Source organism: Enterobacter cloacae complex sp. ECL72, assembly GCF_019056635.1.
Taxonomy (GTDB): domain Bacteria; phylum Pseudomonadota; class Gammaproteobacteria; order Enterobacterales; family Enterobacteriaceae; genus Enterobacter; species Enterobacter hormaechei_C.
On sequence record NZ_CP077659.1, the window covers coordinates 2,597,380 to 2,613,798 of the forward strand.

At 55.8% G+C, this 16,419-nt stretch carries 16 protein-coding genes; 5 read left to right on the forward strand and 11 right to left on the reverse strand.

Annotation, left to right across the window (positions count from 1 at the left end; genetic code table 11):
- Positions 1-12: 12 nt before the first annotated feature.
- The 3 genes from KTH07_RS12585 to KTH07_RS12595 are packed head-to-tail and all read right to left on the reverse strand — an operon-like array spanning position 13 to position 3,799.
- Positions 13-2,211 (reverse strand): polysaccharide biosynthesis tyrosine autokinase, encoded by a 2,199-nt coding sequence (locus tag KTH07_RS12585; protein ID WP_023304101.1) that lies wholly within the window; start codon positions 2,209-2,211, stop codon positions 13-15.
- On the reverse strand, positions 2,211-2,660 hold the full coding sequence (locus KTH07_RS12590) for a protein-tyrosine-phosphatase (RefSeq protein ID WP_017383364.1): 450 nt from the start codon (positions 2,658-2,660) through the stop codon (positions 2,211-2,213). Before KTH07_RS12590 ends, KTH07_RS12585 begins: the two co-directional genes overlap by 1 nt.
- Positions 2,660-3,799 carry a polysaccharide export protein gene (locus tag KTH07_RS12595; protein ID WP_023304102.1) on the reverse strand — a complete coding sequence of 380 codons (1,140 nt, stop codon included), beginning with the start codon at positions 3,797-3,799 and terminating at the stop codon, positions 2,660-2,662. The genes KTH07_RS12590 and KTH07_RS12595 overlap by 1 nt, the downstream gene beginning before the upstream one ends.
- Before the next feature lie 482 nt (positions 3,800-4,281).
- Here KTH07_RS12595 and KTH07_RS12600 point away from each other — a divergent pair, with 482 nt between their 5' ends.
- On the forward strand, positions 4,282-4,614 hold the full coding sequence (locus KTH07_RS12600) for an RcnB family protein (protein WP_017383366.1): 333 nt from the start codon (positions 4,282-4,284) through the stop codon (positions 4,612-4,614).
- On the forward strand, positions 4,565-5,044 hold the full coding sequence (locus KTH07_RS12605) for a GNAT family N-acetyltransferase (protein ID WP_032619327.1): 480 nt from the start codon (positions 4,565-4,567) through the stop codon (positions 5,042-5,044). The genes KTH07_RS12600 and KTH07_RS12605 overlap by 50 nt, the downstream gene beginning before the upstream one ends.
- A gap of 89 nt (positions 5,045-5,133) precedes the next feature.
- Here KTH07_RS12605 and apbC read toward each other — a convergent pair whose 3' ends face one another.
- Positions 5,134-6,243, reverse strand: a complete 1,110-nt coding sequence (gene apbC, locus KTH07_RS12610; protein ID WP_063162042.1) for an iron-sulfur cluster carrier protein ApbC — start codon at positions 6,241-6,243, stop codon at positions 5,134-5,136.
- Between the two features lie 137 nt (positions 6,244-6,380).
- On the opposite strand from apbC, the gene metG reads away from it, so the two are divergent.
- Positions 6,381-8,414, forward strand: coding sequence for a methionine--tRNA ligase (gene metG, locus KTH07_RS12615; protein ID WP_032619326.1), 2,034 nt, complete (start codon positions 6,381-6,383; stop codon positions 8,412-8,414).
- 108 nt (positions 8,415-8,522) lie between these two features.
- Here metG and KTH07_RS12620 read toward each other — a convergent pair whose 3' ends face one another.
- From KTH07_RS12620 to KTH07_RS12630, 3 genes are read right to left on the reverse strand one after another with little or no spacing between them, the layout of a single operon-like run.
- Entirely contained in the window at positions 8,523-8,993 is a 471-nt protein-coding gene (locus KTH07_RS12620) for a DUF1456 family protein (RefSeq protein WP_015572337.1), read from the reverse strand.
- Positions 8,994-9,039: 46 nt separating this feature from the next.
- Positions 9,040-9,759, reverse strand: a complete 720-nt coding sequence (btsR, locus tag KTH07_RS12625) for a two-component system response regulator BtsR (protein WP_023304105.1) — start codon at positions 9,757-9,759, stop codon at positions 9,040-9,042.
- Positions 9,753-11,438, reverse strand: a complete 1,686-nt coding sequence (locus KTH07_RS12630; RefSeq protein ID WP_217310762.1) for a sensor histidine kinase — start codon at positions 11,436-11,438, stop codon at positions 9,753-9,755. Before KTH07_RS12630 ends, btsR begins: the two co-directional genes overlap by 7 nt.
- 218 nt (positions 11,439-11,656) lie before the next feature.
- On the opposite strand from KTH07_RS12630, the gene mlrA reads away from it, so the two are divergent.
- Both mlrA and KTH07_RS12640 read left to right on the forward strand, forming a co-directional pair.
- Complete coding sequence (mlrA, locus tag KTH07_RS12635) at positions 11,657-12,397, forward strand: HTH-type transcriptional regulator MlrA (RefSeq protein WP_017693055.1); 741 nt, start codon at positions 11,657-11,659, stop codon at positions 12,395-12,397.
- Between the two features lie 69 nt (positions 12,398-12,466).
- Positions 12,467-12,580 (forward strand): protein YohO, encoded by a 114-nt coding sequence (locus KTH07_RS12640; RefSeq protein ID WP_017383372.1) that lies wholly within the window; start codon positions 12,467-12,469, stop codon positions 12,578-12,580.
- On the opposite strand, the gene KTH07_RS12645 is transcribed toward KTH07_RS12640, so the two are convergent.
- From KTH07_RS12645 to KTH07_RS12660, 4 genes are read right to left on the reverse strand one after another with little or no spacing between them, the layout of a single operon-like run.
- The gene (locus KTH07_RS12645) at positions 12,555-13,292 is read right to left on the reverse strand and encodes an ABC transporter permease (RefSeq protein WP_017383373.1); all 738 of its coding nucleotides are present in this window, start codon (positions 13,290-13,292) and stop codon (positions 12,555-12,557) included. The genes KTH07_RS12640 and KTH07_RS12645 overlap by 26 nt on opposite strands.
- The gene (locus tag KTH07_RS12650) at positions 13,276-14,226 is read right to left on the reverse strand and encodes an ABC transporter ATP-binding protein (protein WP_015572334.1); all 951 of its coding nucleotides are present in this window, start codon (positions 14,224-14,226) and stop codon (positions 13,276-13,278) included. Before KTH07_RS12650 ends, KTH07_RS12645 begins: the two co-directional genes overlap by 17 nt.
- Entirely contained in the window at positions 14,219-15,376 is a 1,158-nt protein-coding gene (locus KTH07_RS12655; protein WP_017383374.1) for an ABC transporter permease, read from the reverse strand. Before KTH07_RS12655 ends, KTH07_RS12650 begins: the two co-directional genes overlap by 8 nt.
- A 12-nt stretch (positions 15,377-15,388) precedes the next feature.
- Positions 15,389-16,306 carry an ABC transporter substrate-binding protein gene (locus KTH07_RS12660; protein WP_023304109.1) on the reverse strand — a complete coding sequence of 306 codons (918 nt, stop codon included), beginning with the start codon at positions 16,304-16,306 and terminating at the stop codon, positions 15,389-15,391.
- Positions 16,307-16,419 lie beyond the last annotated feature (113 nt).

Below are 16,419 nucleotides of genomic sequence, written 5' to 3' on the forward strand. Positions count from 1 at the left end.
GTTTTTCCCGCGCTAACGCCTTTCCCCTTTTTTCCTCGAAGCATAACCGTATTCATACTGGCTGTACCCCGAGCTGTAATACAGCGCTGCGGATTTAACAATATCGTTGAGGATTGTGCCGCTGACCTTCACGCCAACGTGCTGTAACCGTTTAACGGTATTCTCCATCTCTTTCACGCTGGTTTTATCGAAACGGGCAACCATTAGCGTTGTTCCGGCTGCTCTGGCGACCAGCGCGGCATCGGTGACGGCCAGGACCGGCGGAGTATCAATGATGACAATGTCATATTGCTCGTTAACCCAGGACATGACGGAAAGGAATCTTTCGCTTAACAGCAATTCTAACGGGCGCAGGGGGTCCGGGCCGCAGGTGATGACGTCAATTCCCCCTTTTTCAGCATGCTGAATGACCTCCGCTAAGTCGCGTTTTCCTTCGAGCAGGCAGGACAATCCGTGGCGGTTCTCCAGACCAAAAATATTATGAACATAGCCCTGGCGCATATCCGCATCAATAAACAGCACCCGCTGACCGCTCTGCCCGGCGATGGCCGCCAGATTCGTCGCCACCAGCGTTTTTCCGCAGTCCTGCGTGGGGCCAGAAATCATCACAATGCGGTTCTCAGCCTCCATCATGGTGAAATGCAGACTGGTCCGCAGCCCGCGTACTGCTTCAACAAACATATCAGCAGGGCGATCGACGGGCAGGAAAGGCACATCCGAGGTTTTGTGTTTCCAGCGACGAGAAAACGGATTTTTTCTGCGCAACTGCGTTTTACTCCACAGCCACTGTGAACGTGGCAACGTAGCCAGAACCGGCATCCCCTGCGCTTCCAGCTGTTCGGAAAGCGTGATCCCACGTTTGAACGCCTGACGTACCAGCACGGTCCCCATTGAGAGCATTAGCCCGAACAGCGCGCCAAGAACGATGATTAACGCTTTACGCGGCTTTATCGGGTCCGGCAGCGTAACAGCCTCATCAATGATCCTCACGTTTCCGACAGCGCTGGAGCGGGAAATATTCAGCTCCTGCTGGCGCGTCAATAGCTGTAAATAAATCGTGCGACCCGACTCAACATCGCGGCTCAGGCGTAAAATCTCCTGCTGCGTGGAGGGCATAGCTGACACACGGTTATTGAGACGCTCCCGTTCCCGCTCAAGGGTCTGTCTCTTTTCATGCAATGCACGATAGGTAGGGTGACTTTTTTTAAAGAGCTGGGAGATCTCTGCCTCCCGGAACGTCAGCTCATTTAGCTGATTCTCAACGTTAACAACCTGATCCAGGACAGATTTTGCCTCCAGAGACAGGTCCACCGAGTCTCGCTGCGCCCGGTAGGCATTCAGCCGCGCTTCTGCCTGATCAAGGTCCGCGCTGATTTTCGGCAACTGCGCCTGTAAAAAATCCAGACTACGAGAATCCTGAGCCTCCTGGCGCGCGATATTTTGCTGGAGATAATTTTCAGCAATTGCATTCAGCACCCGGGCGATGCTGTCAGGATCTTCGCCCGTCAGGGTTAAGGTCACGATACCGCTCTGTTTCTCCGATTCCGCAACCGTGAGACGTTTCTTCAGCGCGTTGATCGTCTCAAGCCGCGTCAACGACTTAAGCGAAAATTGCGTGCCTGGCTCAGCCTCAATCGACGTCACCAGCAGAACGATCCCTTGCGTAACCAGCGTTTTCCCAACCTGGCCGTCGGCCTCAATGTTTTCGCCCGTCAGGTGATATTTTCCCGCTTCCTGTACGGTCAGCGTGAGCTCTTGCGCTTTGCCTTCCACCTGCGGGATCTGGAGTTCGCCTAACGTGATTTTGCCCTGCTCACGCCCTTGCAGACGCTGCCAGAGACGCCCCACCACAGGCAAAACGCGCTGCTTTGCCTGCTGTGTCAGAGCTAATTTGTCAACGGTCTCGCCGAGGATCATGCGGGATTTCAGCAGTAAAATTTCAGGGGCAACATCCGGCGACACATCGGTGCCCAGCTGGCTCAAACCTTTGAGCAGGTTGTTATCGTGTTTGTTTTCAATTTGCACCATGGCATCCGCCTGATAAACAGGTGGCGCAATCCAGGCATAGAGACCGGCGCACAGGATGAACAGGAACGTCACGCACAGAATCATCGTGCGGTGGTCGATCATCTCGACGAGCAAACGAACGAGATCGACTTCATGTTGTTGGGGTGCCGCTGCACCATAATTGTCTGTTGTGTAAGACGACATTAATGCTTCATTCCTTTCTGACCTAAACGACGTGCCCATTCCTGACTGGCTTTACCCAATAACCCAAACACATATTCAAACGCTTCCCGGCTTTGACGGTAGGGATCGGGGATCTCCTGCGGCTCCAGCCATTGCCCAAAAAGCAGCGACTTTCCTCGAATCTCCGGCGCCATGGCCGCAATGAAGCGAAGATGTTCCGGCTCCATAACCAGGATAAGATCGGATCCCTGCATCAAATTGCGTGTCAGCCTGCGCGCCACATGACCGTCGAGGGAAATCCCATGCCGCCAGGCTACGTCCTGGGCGCTGTCATCCGCCGGGCACCCTTCAAGCCCGAATATGCCCGCCGAGGCGATATATCTGTCGGGCAGGTGCTGGCGCAAAAGCCGCTCCCCAATCGGAGAACGGCAGACATTTCCGGTGCAAACCACGAGTATTGATTTGAACATTATTGCGGCCACGATCTGATGTAACGAACCGTTTCGGTAAGGTCATGCATCCCGCTGATGGTCGGAACAAGCTGTGATATCACACGATTCCAGCGGGACAGTGGTGCAGTGGTGACATAGACAATGTCATAGGGCTCAAGCTGAAACTCGGTGCCTAACACCATGGCTGATGCGTCCTGAGCATTGAGCTGGTAGAGGTTGGCAATTTTTTCTGAACGCTCGCTTTTCGGCAGCGAACGAATGACAAAAATTCCGGTGGCATCGGCCATATTCTGGTTCAGCCCACCGGCATTGCCCAGCGCTTCGGCCAGGGTCATGCCGCTGCGATCCATTTTCAGCGTGCTCTGTTTAACGACCTCGCCCATGACGAACACTTTCAGCGCATCGTTACGGGGGACAAACAGAATATCGCCGGGATAGAGCAGCTTATTTTGCGTGAGATCGCCATGCTGCATCAGCGCATATAGCGAGAGGCGCGTGTCCTTCCCATTATGCGTCAGCACGACATTGCGCCAGTCCGCGTCGGCAGAGAGCCCCCCAGCGGCGTTCACGGCATCCATGACCGTTAACGGGATATTGGTAATAGCCTGCTGCCCTGACTTCACCACCTCGCCCGTCACATAGGCTTTTTGTGAGCGAAAAGAGGCGACGCTGACATCCACCTGCGGGCTTTCAATAACATTGTTCAGCCGGGCCGTGATCTCCTCGCGTACCCGTGCGACCGTTTTGCCAGCCACCGGCAATTTACCGACATAGGGATAGAAAAGCGTGCCGTCGGCATTGACCCAGTTACCGGTGTCACTGGCGCTACGATACTGCCCTGCCGGGGTTGTCAGTTCAGGGTGATCCCAGACGGTGACGGTTAGAATATCCCCAATGCCGATACGGTATTCCCAGTTTTTGACCTGTTCATCCAGATTAGGATTTGCCTGAGATTTCAAAACCGATGGCCGCAATTTTTCAATTAACGAAGGCGTAAGAGGATAAACATCAATCCGTTTCTCAAGACGATCATTTGCATCTTCTGCGGCAATTATCTTTTTCCCAGCGAGATCGAGATGCTGGCCAGGATAAAATACGCAGCCAGATAAGGGGGTAATAATTAAAAATAATATCGATACAACTGTTGTGTTTTTCATTTATTACATAATATCTTTTATAGTAGTGATTATCGTATACAGGATAAAACATTAACATTTCACTCAAGCACAACTTGCTGTTATTCAATGAATTAACAGAAATACAAAGAGTATTTATAAAACCACACGACATTCCTTTGGGCAGACTTTACAGCCCTGCATTGTCTTAATCAGGCTTTCGGAAAGAGGGTTTCAGGCAATCTTAAATGTTCTATTTGTTGAATGCATGCCTGAATCTTAGTAAATTTGCCTTGAAAATGTTTTTTCAGAATTAATTAATAAACCAATAATTATGTTATCTGTATAAGCTCATATTTATTCGTCGAAGTAATAATTAATGACGGTTGCGACTACACAAAACCGTGCACTTTTGTTACATTTTTTGCAAACTCACCCTGTGAGGATACTTAAAATGAACTGTCTGCCATCCGTTAGCGGATCTGCACACAAAAAGTATCAGTAACGATATGACTGGAGAAAAAATGGCTAAGCGTAAATTGTTGCTTCTGGGTGTATTACTGTCACTGGCGGGGGCCGCGCACGCTGCACCGCAAACATCGACAGCGCCTTCCGGCATCAAGGCCTATGAAGAGCAAGAGTTTATTGCCGATTTTACGAAGTTTAAAATCGGCGACACCGCGCCCGCGCAGTATCAGACGCCTGAGTACACCATCAAACAGTACCAGCTGCGTAACCTTCCCGCGCCCGATGCCGGCACACACTGGACCTACATGGGTGAGAATTATGTTCTGATTGGCGATGCCGATGGCAAAATCTACAAAGCCTATAACGGAGATATTTTCTATCACCGCTGATACGATCCTAATCCGTCCGTGGCAGGAGAGCGATCGCCCTTTCCTGCGCACGCTCTTCCTTCACGCCCGACGTGAAGCCTGGCCGTGGATGGACAGTTCTGCGTGGCAGCTTGAAGATTTTGACGCGGCAACCCTGGACGAAGGGATTTGGGTGGCGGAGCAGGATGGGCACCGACTTGGCTTTGCCTCAGTCTCGACGAACGATAATTTTTTGCACAACCTGTTTGTCGATCCGAACTATCAGAGCCTGGGCGTCGGACATGTGTTGCTTGAACACGTGCAGAAGACGTTTACCAGCACGGGTTCACTCAAGTGTCTGGTGAAGAATGAGCGGGCGGTTGCGTTTTACCAGCGCCACGGCTGGCACATTGAGGCGACGGGAGATTCTCCGGACGGAGAGTATTATTTGATGCACTATCGGCTTGGGTAAAGTCAGGTGGCGCTACGCTTACCTGACCTACAAAATCGAGCCAGGCCGGGTAAGGCGAAGCCGCCACCCGGCACTAACGCGCAGAGGCGTTACACCGCGCGGAAGGCGATTTCACCCGGAATGACTTCGCCCTGCCAGTAAAGCTGCGCCGCAACGCGCCCCGCCAGCTGACGATAGATTTCCGTGAATTCGCTATCCGGACGGCTGACCACCGTCGGCTTACCGCTATCCAGATCTTCACGCAGTGTGATATGCAGCGGCAGTTGCCCCAGCAGTTGCGTGTGGTATTGCGCCGCCAGCTTTTCGGCACCACCGGTACCAAAGATAGGCTCATGGTGCCCGCAGTTGCTGCAAATGTGCATGCTCATGTTCTCGACGATACCCAGTACCGGCACCTCCACCTTCTCGAACATGACGATGCCTTTTTTGGCGTCGATCAGCGCGATATCCTGCGGCGTGGTGACCACGACGGCGCCGGTAACCGGAATGTTCTGCGCCAGCGTCAGCTGGATATCACCGGTGCCCGGCGGCATGTCCAGTACCAGATAATCGAGGTCAGGCCACATTGTCTCCTGCAACATTTGCAGCAGCGCCTTGCTGGCCATCGGGCCACGCCAGACCATTGCGTTATCGTCCGTGACCAGGTAACCAATGGAGTTGGTCGCCAGACCGTGCGCCACGATTGGCGCCATGTGGGTGCCGTCCGGCGAGGTTGGACGCTGGTTTTCCGCCCCCAGCATGTTTGGAATGGACGGGCCGTAGATATCCGCATCCAGAATGCCGACTTTCGCCCCTTCAGCCGCCAGCGCAAGCGCCAGGTTCACGGCGGTCGACGATTTACCCACCCCGCCCTTGCCCGAGCTGACGGCGATGATGTTCTTCACGCCGTGAACGCCCGGCTGATTTTTCACGCGCTTGAGCGTGGCGATGCTGTGGCTTAGCTTCCAGTCAATTGCATTTGCGCCGGTAATGCGCAGCAGCTCAAAGCTGGTTTGCTCTTTCAGGGCATCAAAGGCGCTGGTCCAGACGAACGGCATCTGTAGCTCAATGTGCAGCGTATCGTCCAGCCATGCGACGTGATGAAGCGCTTTCAGCGTCGTGAGATTGTGCTTCAGGGTTGGATGCTGAAAATTAGCCAGCGTCCCGGCGACCATTGCTCGTAAGGCTTCCGGTGATTTGGCCTGGGATTGAGAACTCATCCCGACTCCTTTGTTCTTGTGAATAAGACCTTAGACAAACAAGTTTACCTGAAAGGCCGCGGTTTGTGCTTACTTAATAATGCCCCTTTTGGTAATATCGAAAACCCTTTTCACAGTTAAAAGAAGTAATGCCTACTATGACTCAAGTCGCGAAAAAAATTCTGGTAACGTGCGCCCTGCCGTACGCCAACGGCTCAATCCACCTCGGCCACATGCTGGAGCATATCCAGGCTGATGTCTGGGTCCGTTACCAGCGAATGCGCGGCCACGAGGTGAACTTCATCTGTGCGGACGATGCCCACGGCACGCCGATCATGCTGAAAGCGCAGCAGCTGGGCATTTCCCCGGAACAGATGATCGCCGAAATGAGTCAGGAGCATCAGACCGATTTTGCTGGCTTTGACATCAGCTATGACAACTATCACTCCACGCACAGCGACGAAAACCGCGAGCTGTCAGAGCTGATCTACTCCCGTCTGAAAGAGAACGGTTTCATTAAAAACCGCACCATCTCTCAGCTGTACGATCCGGAAAAAGGCATGTTCCTGCCGGACCGTTTCGTCAAAGGCACCTGTCCGAAATGTAAATCCCCGGACCAGTACGGCGATAACTGCGAAGTGTGCGGCGCAACCTACAGCCCGACCGAGCTTATCGAACCGAAGTCCGTGGTCTCCGGCGCGACGCCGGTGATGCGTGACTCCGAGCACTTCTTCTTCGACCTGCCGTCGTTCAGCGAAATGCTGAAGGCGTGGACCCGCAGCGGTGCGTTGCAGGAGCAGGTCGCGAACAAAATGCAGGAGTGGTTCGAATCCGGGCTGCAACAGTGGGATATCTCCCGCGATGCGCCCTACTTTGGCTTCGAAATCCCGAACGCGCCGGGCAAATATTTTTACGTCTGGCTTGATGCGCCGATTGGCTACATGGGGTCGTTCAAGAATCTGTGTGACAAGCGCGGCGACACCGTAAGCTTCGACGAATACTGGAAGAAAGATTCCGATGCCGAGCTGTATCACTTCATCGGTAAAGACATCGTTTACTTCCACAGCCTGTTCTGGCCAGCAATGCTGGAAGGCAGCAACTTCCGCAAGCCGACCAACCTGTTCGTACATGGCTACGTAACGGTGAACGGCGCGAAGATGTCTAAATCTCGCGGGACGTTTATTAAGGCCAGCACCTGGCTGAACCACTTTGACGCGGACAGCCTGCGCTACTACTACACCGCGAAGCTCTCTTCCCGCATCGACGATATCGACCTGAATCTGGAAGATTTCGTGCAGCGCGTGAACGCGGACATCGTCAACAAGGTGGTGAACCTGGCGTCCCGTAACGCAGGTTTTATCGCCAAACGCTTTGACGGCGTGCTTTCTGCCGAACTGGCCGATCCTGAGCTGTATAAAACCTTCACCGACGCCGCCGCTGCGGTTGGCGAAGCCTGGGAAAGCCGTGAATTCGGTAAAGCCATTCGCGAAATCATGGCGCTGGCAGACGTGGCCAACCGCTATGTCGACGAGCAGGCGCCGTGGGTGGTGGCGAAACAGGAAGGCCGCGACGCCGACTTGCAGGCGGTCTGCACCATGGGTCTGAACATGTTCCGCGTGCTGATGACCTGGCTGAAGCCGGTTCTGCCGCAGCTGGCAGCCCGCGCGGAAGCATTCCTGAACACCGAACTGACCTGGGATGCCATCCAGCAGCCGCTGCTCGGCCACAAGGTGAACACCTTCAAGGCGCTGTATAACCGCATCGAGATGAAGCAGGTTGACGCGCTGGTGGAAGCATCCAAAGAAGAGGTGAAAGCGGCTGCCGCACCGGTGACCGGCCCGCTGGCGGACGATCCGATTCAGGAAACCATCACCTTTGATGATTTCGCCAAAGTCGACCTGCGCGTGGCGCTGATCGAAAACGCGGAGTTCGTGGAAGGTTCTGACAAACTGCTGCGTCTGACCCTGGATCTGGGCGGCGAGAAGCGTAACGTCTTCTCCGGCATTCGTTCCGCGTATCCTGATCCGCAGGTGCTGATTGGTCGTCAGACCGTGATGGTGGCAAACCTGGCGCCGCGCAAAATGCGCTTCGGCATCTCTGAGGGGATGGTGATGGCCGCAGGCCCGGGCGGGAAAGATATCTTCCTGTTAAGCCCTGACGAAGGCGCGAAGCCGGGTCAGCAGGTGAAATAACAAAAAAGCCGGATGAGAATCCGGCTTTTTTTTGCCCTGCGGCGCTACGCTTGCACGGGCCTACAGGTTTTGCAGGCCGGGTCAGGCGAAGCGCCACCCGGCTAAAAATCACCCCTTCTGGTTATGCACCCGCTGCGTCAACCCACGCAGGAAATAACGCAGAAACTGATCCCCACACTCGCGGTAATTCTTATGATCCGGCGCGCGCATCATGGCGGTGATTTCCGGCATCGACACGCGAAATTTCTGCTCGGTCATGATCGCCAGAATGTCGTCAGTTTTCAGGGAGAAAGCAATACGCAGCTTTTTCAGCACCGTGTTGTTATTCACCCGACGCTCCAACGCCAGCTCAGGCGCAGATTCATCTTTGCCGCGCTTGTCGTAGATCAGGCCATTCAGAAAGCCCGACAGAATAATGTCCGGGCAGCGAACAAAACCCTCTTCATCTTCTTTAGTCATCCAGGTGTCGAACCCGGCGGACGTGGATTCCATGTCGGAGAGCGCAAGAATGCGCACCATGTCATTATTGTTCGCTTTCAGGGTGTAGCGCAGGCTACGAAGAATATCGTTACTTAGCATAGAGCCTTCGAATGTCGATGATGCAATGGCGCGCAGTGTACCAGTTTTACAGCCCTATCGCCTCTTTCAAACTTTTCAGGTAGCGACGACTGACGGGAACGGTTTGCCCGGCACGTAACACCAGCTCGGCCTGGCCGTTATCTTCCAGACGGATCTCCTTCAGGTGCGCCATGTTCACCAGATACTGACGATGGCAGCGGATTAGCGGCGTGCGGCTCTCCAGCGTGCGCAGGGTCAGCTCGGTAAAGCCTTCGTTACCTTCAGCGCTGGTGACGTATACCCCGCTCAGACGGCTGCTGACAAAGGCAACGTCGTCCATTTGCAGGAGGTAAATCCGGCTGTGCCCGGTACAGGGTATAAACTTCAGGGGCTGCTGATGCTCCGGCAGCAGCGTCACGTCCTGCACGGTACGCTCCTGATGCAGGCGGGTCAGGGTCTTTTCAAGGCGTTTCTCTTCAATCGGCTTCAGCAGATAATCAAATGCGTGCTCTTCAAACGCCTTTACCGCGTACTCATCAAAGGCCGTCAGAAAGACGATATAGGGACGGTGCTCCGGGTCGAGCATGCCGACCATCTCCAGCCCGCTGATACGCGGCATCTGAATATCGAGGAACAGCACGTCCGGGCGCAGTTTATGCACCGCACCGATGCCTTCAATCGCATTGGCACATTCCCCCACAATCTCGATATCACTCTGCTCCTGCAACAGAACACGCAGGTTTTCCCGTGCTAACGGCTCATCATCGACAATCAGCACTCTTAACATGCGTTCTCCTCCAGCGGCAATCGTAAAGTAATTCGGGTATAGCGGTCTGGCTCACAGGCGACGGTGATACCGCAGTCGTTACCAAAATGCGCGCGCAGGCGTTTATCCACCAGGCTCATGCCCAGACCGCCTGACGCGGAAGCTTCATACAGCCCCGCGTTGTCTTCAATATCCAGCACCAGATGGCGGTTAAAACGGGAAGCGGAAATCATAATCTCTCCACTTCCCAGCAGCTGCGACGTCCCATGCTTAATGGCATTTTCTACAATCGGTTGCAGGGTAAAGGCCGGAAGATGCTGATACGCCAGATCGTCCGGGACGGATAACGACACCTGTAAACGTGACTGGAAGCGCGCTTTTTCAATTTGCAGATAGGCGTTTACATGCTCAATCTCGTCCGCGAGGGTGACGATCTCCGAGGGTCGCTTCAGATTTTTGCGGAAAAAGGTCGAGAGAAATTGCACCAGCTGCGCGGCCTGATCGCTGTCGCGGCGGATCACCGCCTTCAGCGTGTTGAGCGCGTTAAACAGGAAATGCGGGTTCACCTGAGCGTGCAGGAGCTTAATTTCTGACTGCGTCAGCAGCGCTTTTTGCCGTTCATAATGCCCCGCCAGGATTTGCGCCGAAAGCAGCTGGGCGATCCCCTTCCCCAGCGTGCGGTTGATGGAGCTGAACAGGCGGTTTTTGGCTTCGTAAAGCTTAATAGTGCCCATGACGCGCTGGTTTTCACCCCGCAGGGGAATGACCAGCGTAGAGCCGAGTTTGCACTGCGGATGCAGGGAACAGCGGTACGGCACTTCATTTCCGTCGGCATACACCACTTCACCCGTTTCAATAGCGCGCAGGGTATAGGCCGAGGAGATCGGTTTGCCCGGCAGATGGTGGTCGTCGCCGGTACCGGTAAACGCCAGCAGCTTCTCGCGATCGGTAATCGCCACGGCTCCGATATCCAGCTCTTTATACAGCACCTGCGCCACCTTCATACTGTTCTCCTCGTTGAATCCCTGCCGCAGGATCCCTTCCGTCGACGCCGCAACTTTTAAGGCGGTGGCAGAAAATGCCGAGGTGTATTTTTCGAACATGGCGCGTTTGTCGAGCAGAATGCGCATAAACAGCGCCGCACCTACAGTATTGGTGACCATCATCGGTGCGGCAATGCTGCTGACCAGATGTAACGCATCGTCAAACGGGCGCGCGATCAGCAGGATGATCGCCATCTGCGCCATTTCCGCCACGAAGGTAATCGCCCCTGCGGTAAAGGGACTGAACACTTTATCCGGGCGACCGCGCTTAATCATATAGCTGTGGACGAGACCACCGAGCAGCCCTTCGACGATGGTGGAGATCATGCAGCTCAGCGCCGTCATACCACCCATCGAATAGCGGTGCAGGCCGCCGGTTAACCCCACCAGACCGCCGACAACCGGGCCTCCGAGCAGCCCGCCCATTACCGCGCCGATGGCGCGCGTATTGGCGATGGAATCTTCGATATGGAGACCAAACCAGGTCCCCATAATGCAGAATATGGAAAATACGACGTAGCAGAGGAATTTGTGCGGCAGACGGACGGTGACCTGCATCAGCGGGATAAACAGGCGCGTTTTGCTCATCAACCAGGCGATGACAAGGAACACGCACATCTGCTGAAGCAACAGCAGCACCAGATTAAACTCGTACATACTCACAAACCGCACATTCTAAAAACGCGTAACATACACTGATAGCGGTTAACTTTCTTTGAAACGTGCCAAAAAAGCGATAAATCGTGTCCGCCATCACACCTTTTGCCGGAGATAACCTGTCTTTCGTATAATTTGTACAAAAAAGAATCAAATCTTCCTGGTTCCGCAAAGTGGGTCTACAGTTAAGCTGGGGACGCGCAAGCCTGGGGGCGAAAATGGCGCTTTACACAATAGGTGAAGTGGCACTCCTGTGTGATATCAATCCCGTTACGCTACGGGCGTGGCAGCGACGGTATGGATTGCTTAAGCCGCAAAGAACGGACGGCGGGCACCGCCTGTTTAACGATGCGGATATTGACCGGATCCGCGAGATCAAAAGCTGGATCGACAATGGCGTACAGGTCGGCAAGGTAAAATCGCTTCTGAGCCAGGACGATCCAGATACGCAGCTTCTCTGGCGCGAGCAGCAGGAAACGCTGCTGAGGCTGTTGCAGAGTGGCAATTTGCAGCGTTTGCGCGGCTGGATCAAAGAACAGGGTCGAGACTACCCGGCGCAAACCTTGATCACCCATCTTTTTATTCCCCTACGGCGTCGGCTTCAGTGTCAGCAAACCACCTTACAGGCACTGCTCAGCATGCTTGATGGCGTGCTGATTAACTATATTTCCGTCTGTCTTGCCTCAGCGCGGAATAAAAACAGCAAAGATGCGCTGGTGATCGGCTGGAACGTACACGATACCACCCGGCTGTGGCTCGAAGCCTGGATTGCCACCCAGCAGGGCTGGCGCGTTGACGTGCTTGCCCACTCCCTGGCCCAGCTCAGGCCGGAACTGTTTGAGGGACAGACGCTGCTGGTCTGGTGCGGCGAAGTCCCCTCCGCTTCCCAGCAGCAGCTCCTGACGGAATGGCGCGAACATGGTTATCCCGTTTACTCGCTGGGGCCAAATGCGTCGTAACGGCATTTAATGGTTCATTAACAGCTGCGCTTCACCGTATAATTGTTCCGTTAACAACAGGAGCACATGATGAAGGCAACGAAACTGGCCGTAATTACCCTCTTTGCACTGATGGCCATCAGCGGTATCGGTGGCGTTATGCTTGCAGGTTATTCATTTATTGTTCGCGGCGGTGTTGGCTGAGGTATCCGGCCAGGCGTTCAAACAGGCGATCCACCACAATCGCCGCCAGCGCAACCAGAACCGCCCCCTGAATAATGTAAGCCGTATTAAACCCGCTTAACCCGATAATGATCGGCGTTCCCAGCGTATTGGCTCCGACCGTCGAGGCGATGGTTGCCGTACCAATGTTGATAATCACGGACGTTCGCACGCCAGCGATAATCACCGGTGCGGCCAGCGGCAGTTCGACCTTCACCAGCCGCTGCCAGGCGCTCATCCCCATCCCTTCCGCTACGCTCAGCACCGATGCAGGCACCGCCGCAATCCCCGCCAGCGTCCCTTGCAGAATGGGCAACACGCCGTACAAAATCAGCGCAATGATGGCAGGCTCCTGCCCAAAACCAATCGCCGGCACGGCAATCGCCAGCACGGCCACCGGCGGGAAGGTCTGCCCCGTTGCGGCGATGGTCTCCACCAGCGGACGAAACTCCCTGCCCGCGGGTCTCGTCACCGCAATCCCGGCGCCTGTGCCCAGCACGATGGCAATCACGCTTGACACCGCCACCAGCCAGAAGTGCGCCAGGGTGAGATTAACAAAGCTCTCCTGCTGGTACACCGGGCGCGGCAGCCCGGGGATAAGCGCATTAAACAGCGCCGCGCTGTGCGGCATCAGGTAGAGTAAGGCGATAAACAGCCCTGTCAGCCAGAGTAACGGATCACGGACCCACTTCACGCGTCACCTCCCCCGCCAGCAGATCGCGAAAATGGATCGTCCCACATGGCGTCCCCTGCCCGTCCGCAACGGGTAACACCTCGCACTGCCGGGCGACAAACGCCGACAGGGCATCGCGCAGGCTCATCCCATCGTGCAGCGGTTCACCACCGATTTGCGCATCCTGCGGACGCAGATAGTCCCTGACGGTGCGTAGCGAGAGCAGCCTGACGCCCAGCTCGCTGCGGCCAAAAAATTCACGCACAAAATCATTCGCCGGCGAGGTTAACAGCTCAAGCGGCGTACCCTGCTGGACGACTTCGCCGTGATCCATCAGTATCAGACGATCGGCCAGCCGCAGCGCTTCGTCGATATCATGCGTCACCAGCACGATGGTGCGCCCTAGAATACGGTGGATGCGACTCATCTCCGCCTGAAGTGCGCCGCGGGTGACCGGATCCAGCGCGCCGAAGGGCTCATCCATCAGCAGCACCTGCGGGTTAGCGGCCAGCGCGCGCGCCACCCCGACCCGCTGCTGCTGTCCGCCGGAAAGCTGGTGCGGATAGCGGTCGCGAAGCGACGCGTCCAGGCCCAGCAGCGCCATCAGCTCGTCGACACGCTCATTGATCTTCCCCCGGGACCATTTTTCCAGCTGTAGCACGGTGGCAATGTTCTGGGCCACCGTCCAGTGGGGAAACAGGCCGATGGACTGAATGGCGTAGCCCATACGCCGCCGCAGTTCCAGCACCGGCAGGCTGCGGATCTCCTCTCCGGCAAAGCGAATCGTCCCGCTGTCATGTTCCACCAGCCGGTTGATCATCTTCAGCGTCGTCGATTTTCCCGACCCCGACGTCCCGATCAATACCGAGAACGCCCCCTCGGCAAAATGCAGATTGAGGTGGCTTGCCGCCGGACGGCCCGCAAAGGTTTTACTCACATCATGAAATTCAATCATTGGCTCTTCTCCTGAGCAGCGCGAGCCACAGGGCAAACAATGCATCCAGTACGACCGCCAGCGCAATCGTGGGCACAACGCCCAGCAGCACCAGATCCAGCGCGCTGCTCAGCAGCCCCTGGAACACCAGTGCCCCAAAGCCGCCCGCCCCGATCAGCGCGGCAATCACCGCCATCCCCACGGTTTGCACCGTCACCACCCGCAGGCTGCGAACCAGCAGCGGAAGCGCAAGCGGCAGCTGTATTTTCCAGAAACACTGGCGCGCACTCATCCCCATCGCATGGGCGCTTTCCAGCACGTCAGGCGGAACCTGGCTTAACCCCGCCACCACGCCGCGCACCAGCGGCAGCAGCGCATACAGCACAAGGGCGATAAGGGCAGGCGTCAGCCCGGTTCCGGCAATGCCTGCCGCGGCCAACGCAGGGAAGGATTTCACCAGACCGGCCAGGGGGGCAATCAACAGGCCAAACAGGGCAACGGAGGGGATGGTCTGAATAACGTTGAGCACGGTAAAGACGGCGCCCTGGCGGCTGGGATGCCGGTAGCACCCGATGCCCAGCGGCACGCCCAGCAGCAGCGCCGGGATCAGCGTCCCGAACAGGATCGTCAGATGTTGCGCCAGCGCGTTGTCAAACACCTCCTGGCGGTTGGCGTACTCTTTTAACAGCGAGAGTTGATTCAGATCGCCGCTGAAGAGGATCAGCAGAGGGATAACCCAGAATTGCGCGTTCAGCAGCCAGCGCCAGACGGGTAGCGGCGTGAGACGGCGAATGGCATCGCTACAGACCAGCAGACAAAGTGCCAGCCACAGCCACAGCCCGCTGCCAATCGACGTGCGCGCCAGCGGGCTTTCAACCGAGGCCATCTGCGTTGCTGCCTGTCCCGCGCTCCAGAACAGCACGATAAACAGTGCTTCGCTGAGCAGAAGCGTCAGCCAAAGGGCGGCTCGCCCTGGCCAGAAGGCTAAGGCTACAGTACTCGCCAGCGCCGCGCCCAGCAGTAGCGGCGTAAATGACCAGATCTGCCAGAGCGCGCGCGGTTCGCCCGACACCAGACGGTTTGGCGCGACATTTACAAAGGGTAACGCGACCGCTGCAATGGCCACACAGGCCAACAGCAGCAGGACGCGGTTATGACATTTTATTGGCACAGCCTTGTCCCGTTACTTCACAAGCCCTTGTTGTTTCAGGAAGTCGGCAGCCACCTTTTTGGCATCCAGCCCCTCAACGGCAATGCTGGCATTCAGCTGTTGCAGCGTTTTCGCATCCAGTTTTTCAAACACCGGTTTGAGCCATTCCGCAATATCCGGGTAGGCTTTCAGCACCGCCTCGCGCACGACCGGGGTTGGGGCGTAAATTGGCTGAACGCCTTTCGGGTCGGTCAGGGTTTGCAGACCAAGCGCCGCGACCGGGCCGTCGGTGCCGTAGGCCATCGCCGCGTTGACGCCGGAGGTTTGCTGTGCCGCCGCCTTAATGGTCACCGCCGTGTCGCCGCCCGCCAGCGAGAGCAGCTGTGCCTGATCGAGCTTGAAATCATAGGCTTTTTCAAACGCTGGCAGGGCATCAGCGCGCTCGATAAACTCTGCCGAGGCCGCGAGCTTAAACTCGCCCTTCTCTTTCAGGTAGCGGCTGAGATCGTCAAGCGAGGTGAGCTTGCCTTTCTCGGCAATATCTTTACGCACCGCGATGGTCCAGGTGTTGTTGGCCGGTGCCGGCGTAAGCCAGACCAGCTTATTTTTTTCCGCGTCCAGCTTTTTGACTTTTTCGTACCCGGCTTTGGCATTTTTCCAGGCCGGATCGTTTTCATCCTTGAAGAAGAATGCCCCGTTGCCGGTGTATTCCGGGTAGATATCCAGCTCGCCGGACGTGATGGCACCGCGTACGACAGGTGTGGTGCCAAGCTGTACTTTATTGACCGTTTTCACGCCGTGGCTTTCGAGTACCTGCAAAATGATATTGCCGAGCAACGCGCCCTCGGTATCAATTTTGGAACCCACCTTAACCGGCTCTGCGGCCTGTAGCGGCAGGCTTAGCGCCGCCAGAAGCACCGCCGATCCTGTTATCCCCTTAATAATCGTCATTCTGCTTTCCTCATTATTTTGTGGCCTTTTTCATAGGCTTGAGACAAAAGCGTAGCTTAAAACAGCGAATTTAACCGTTTTTCGTACAAGATGAGAGGCATCCCCCGCCAGAC

Excerpts from the sequence above, each read along its gene's own strand:
- apbC (WP_063162042.1), bottom strand. The coding sequence starts at position 6,243 with ATGAGTTCTCAATCCCAGGCCAAATCACCGGAAGCCTTACGAGCAATG.
- KTH07_RS12660 (WP_023304109.1), bottom strand. The coding sequence starts at position 16,306 with ATGACGATTATTAAGGGGATAACAGGATCGGCGGTGCTTCTGGCGGCG.
- mlrA (WP_017693055.1), top strand. The coding sequence starts at position 11,657 with ATGGCGCTTTACACAATAGGTGAAGTGGCACTCCTGTGTGATATCAAT.
- KTH07_RS12590 (WP_017383364.1), bottom strand. The coding sequence starts at position 2,660 with ATGTTCAAATCAATACTCGTGGTTTGCACCGGAAATGTCTGCCGTTCT.
- KTH07_RS12585 (WP_023304101.1), bottom strand. The coding sequence starts at position 2,211 with ATGTCGTCTTACACAACAGACAATTATGGTGCAGCGGCACCCCAACAA.
- KTH07_RS12600 (WP_017383366.1), top strand. The coding sequence starts at position 4,282 with ATGGCTAAGCGTAAATTGTTGCTTCTGGGTGTATTACTGTCACTGGCG.
- metG (WP_032619326.1), top strand. The coding sequence starts at position 6,381 with ATGACTCAAGTCGCGAAAAAAATTCTGGTAACGTGCGCCCTGCCGTAC.
- KTH07_RS12650 (WP_015572334.1), bottom strand. The coding sequence starts at position 14,226 with ATGATTGAATTTCATGATGTGAGTAAAACCTTTGCGGGCCGTCCGGCG.
- KTH07_RS12640 (WP_017383372.1), top strand. The coding sequence starts at position 12,467 with ATGAAGGCAACGAAACTGGCCGTAATTACCCTCTTTGCACTGATGGCC.
- btsR (WP_023304105.1), bottom strand. The coding sequence starts at position 9,759 with ATGTTAAGAGTGCTGATTGTCGATGATGAGCCGTTAGCACGGGAAAAC.
- KTH07_RS12605 (WP_032619327.1), top strand. The coding sequence starts at position 4,565 with ATGGCAAAATCTACAAAGCCTATAACGGAGATATTTTCTATCACCGCT.
- KTH07_RS12595 (WP_023304102.1), bottom strand. The coding sequence starts at position 3,799 with ATGAAAAACACAACAGTTGTATCGATATTATTTTTAATTATTACCCCC.
- KTH07_RS12620 (WP_015572337.1), bottom strand. The coding sequence starts at position 8,993 with ATGCTAAGTAACGATATTCTTCGTAGCCTGCGCTACACCCTGAAAGCG.
- KTH07_RS12630 (WP_217310762.1), bottom strand. The coding sequence starts at position 11,438 with ATGTACGAGTTTAATCTGGTGCTGCTGTTGCTTCAGCAGATGTGCGTG.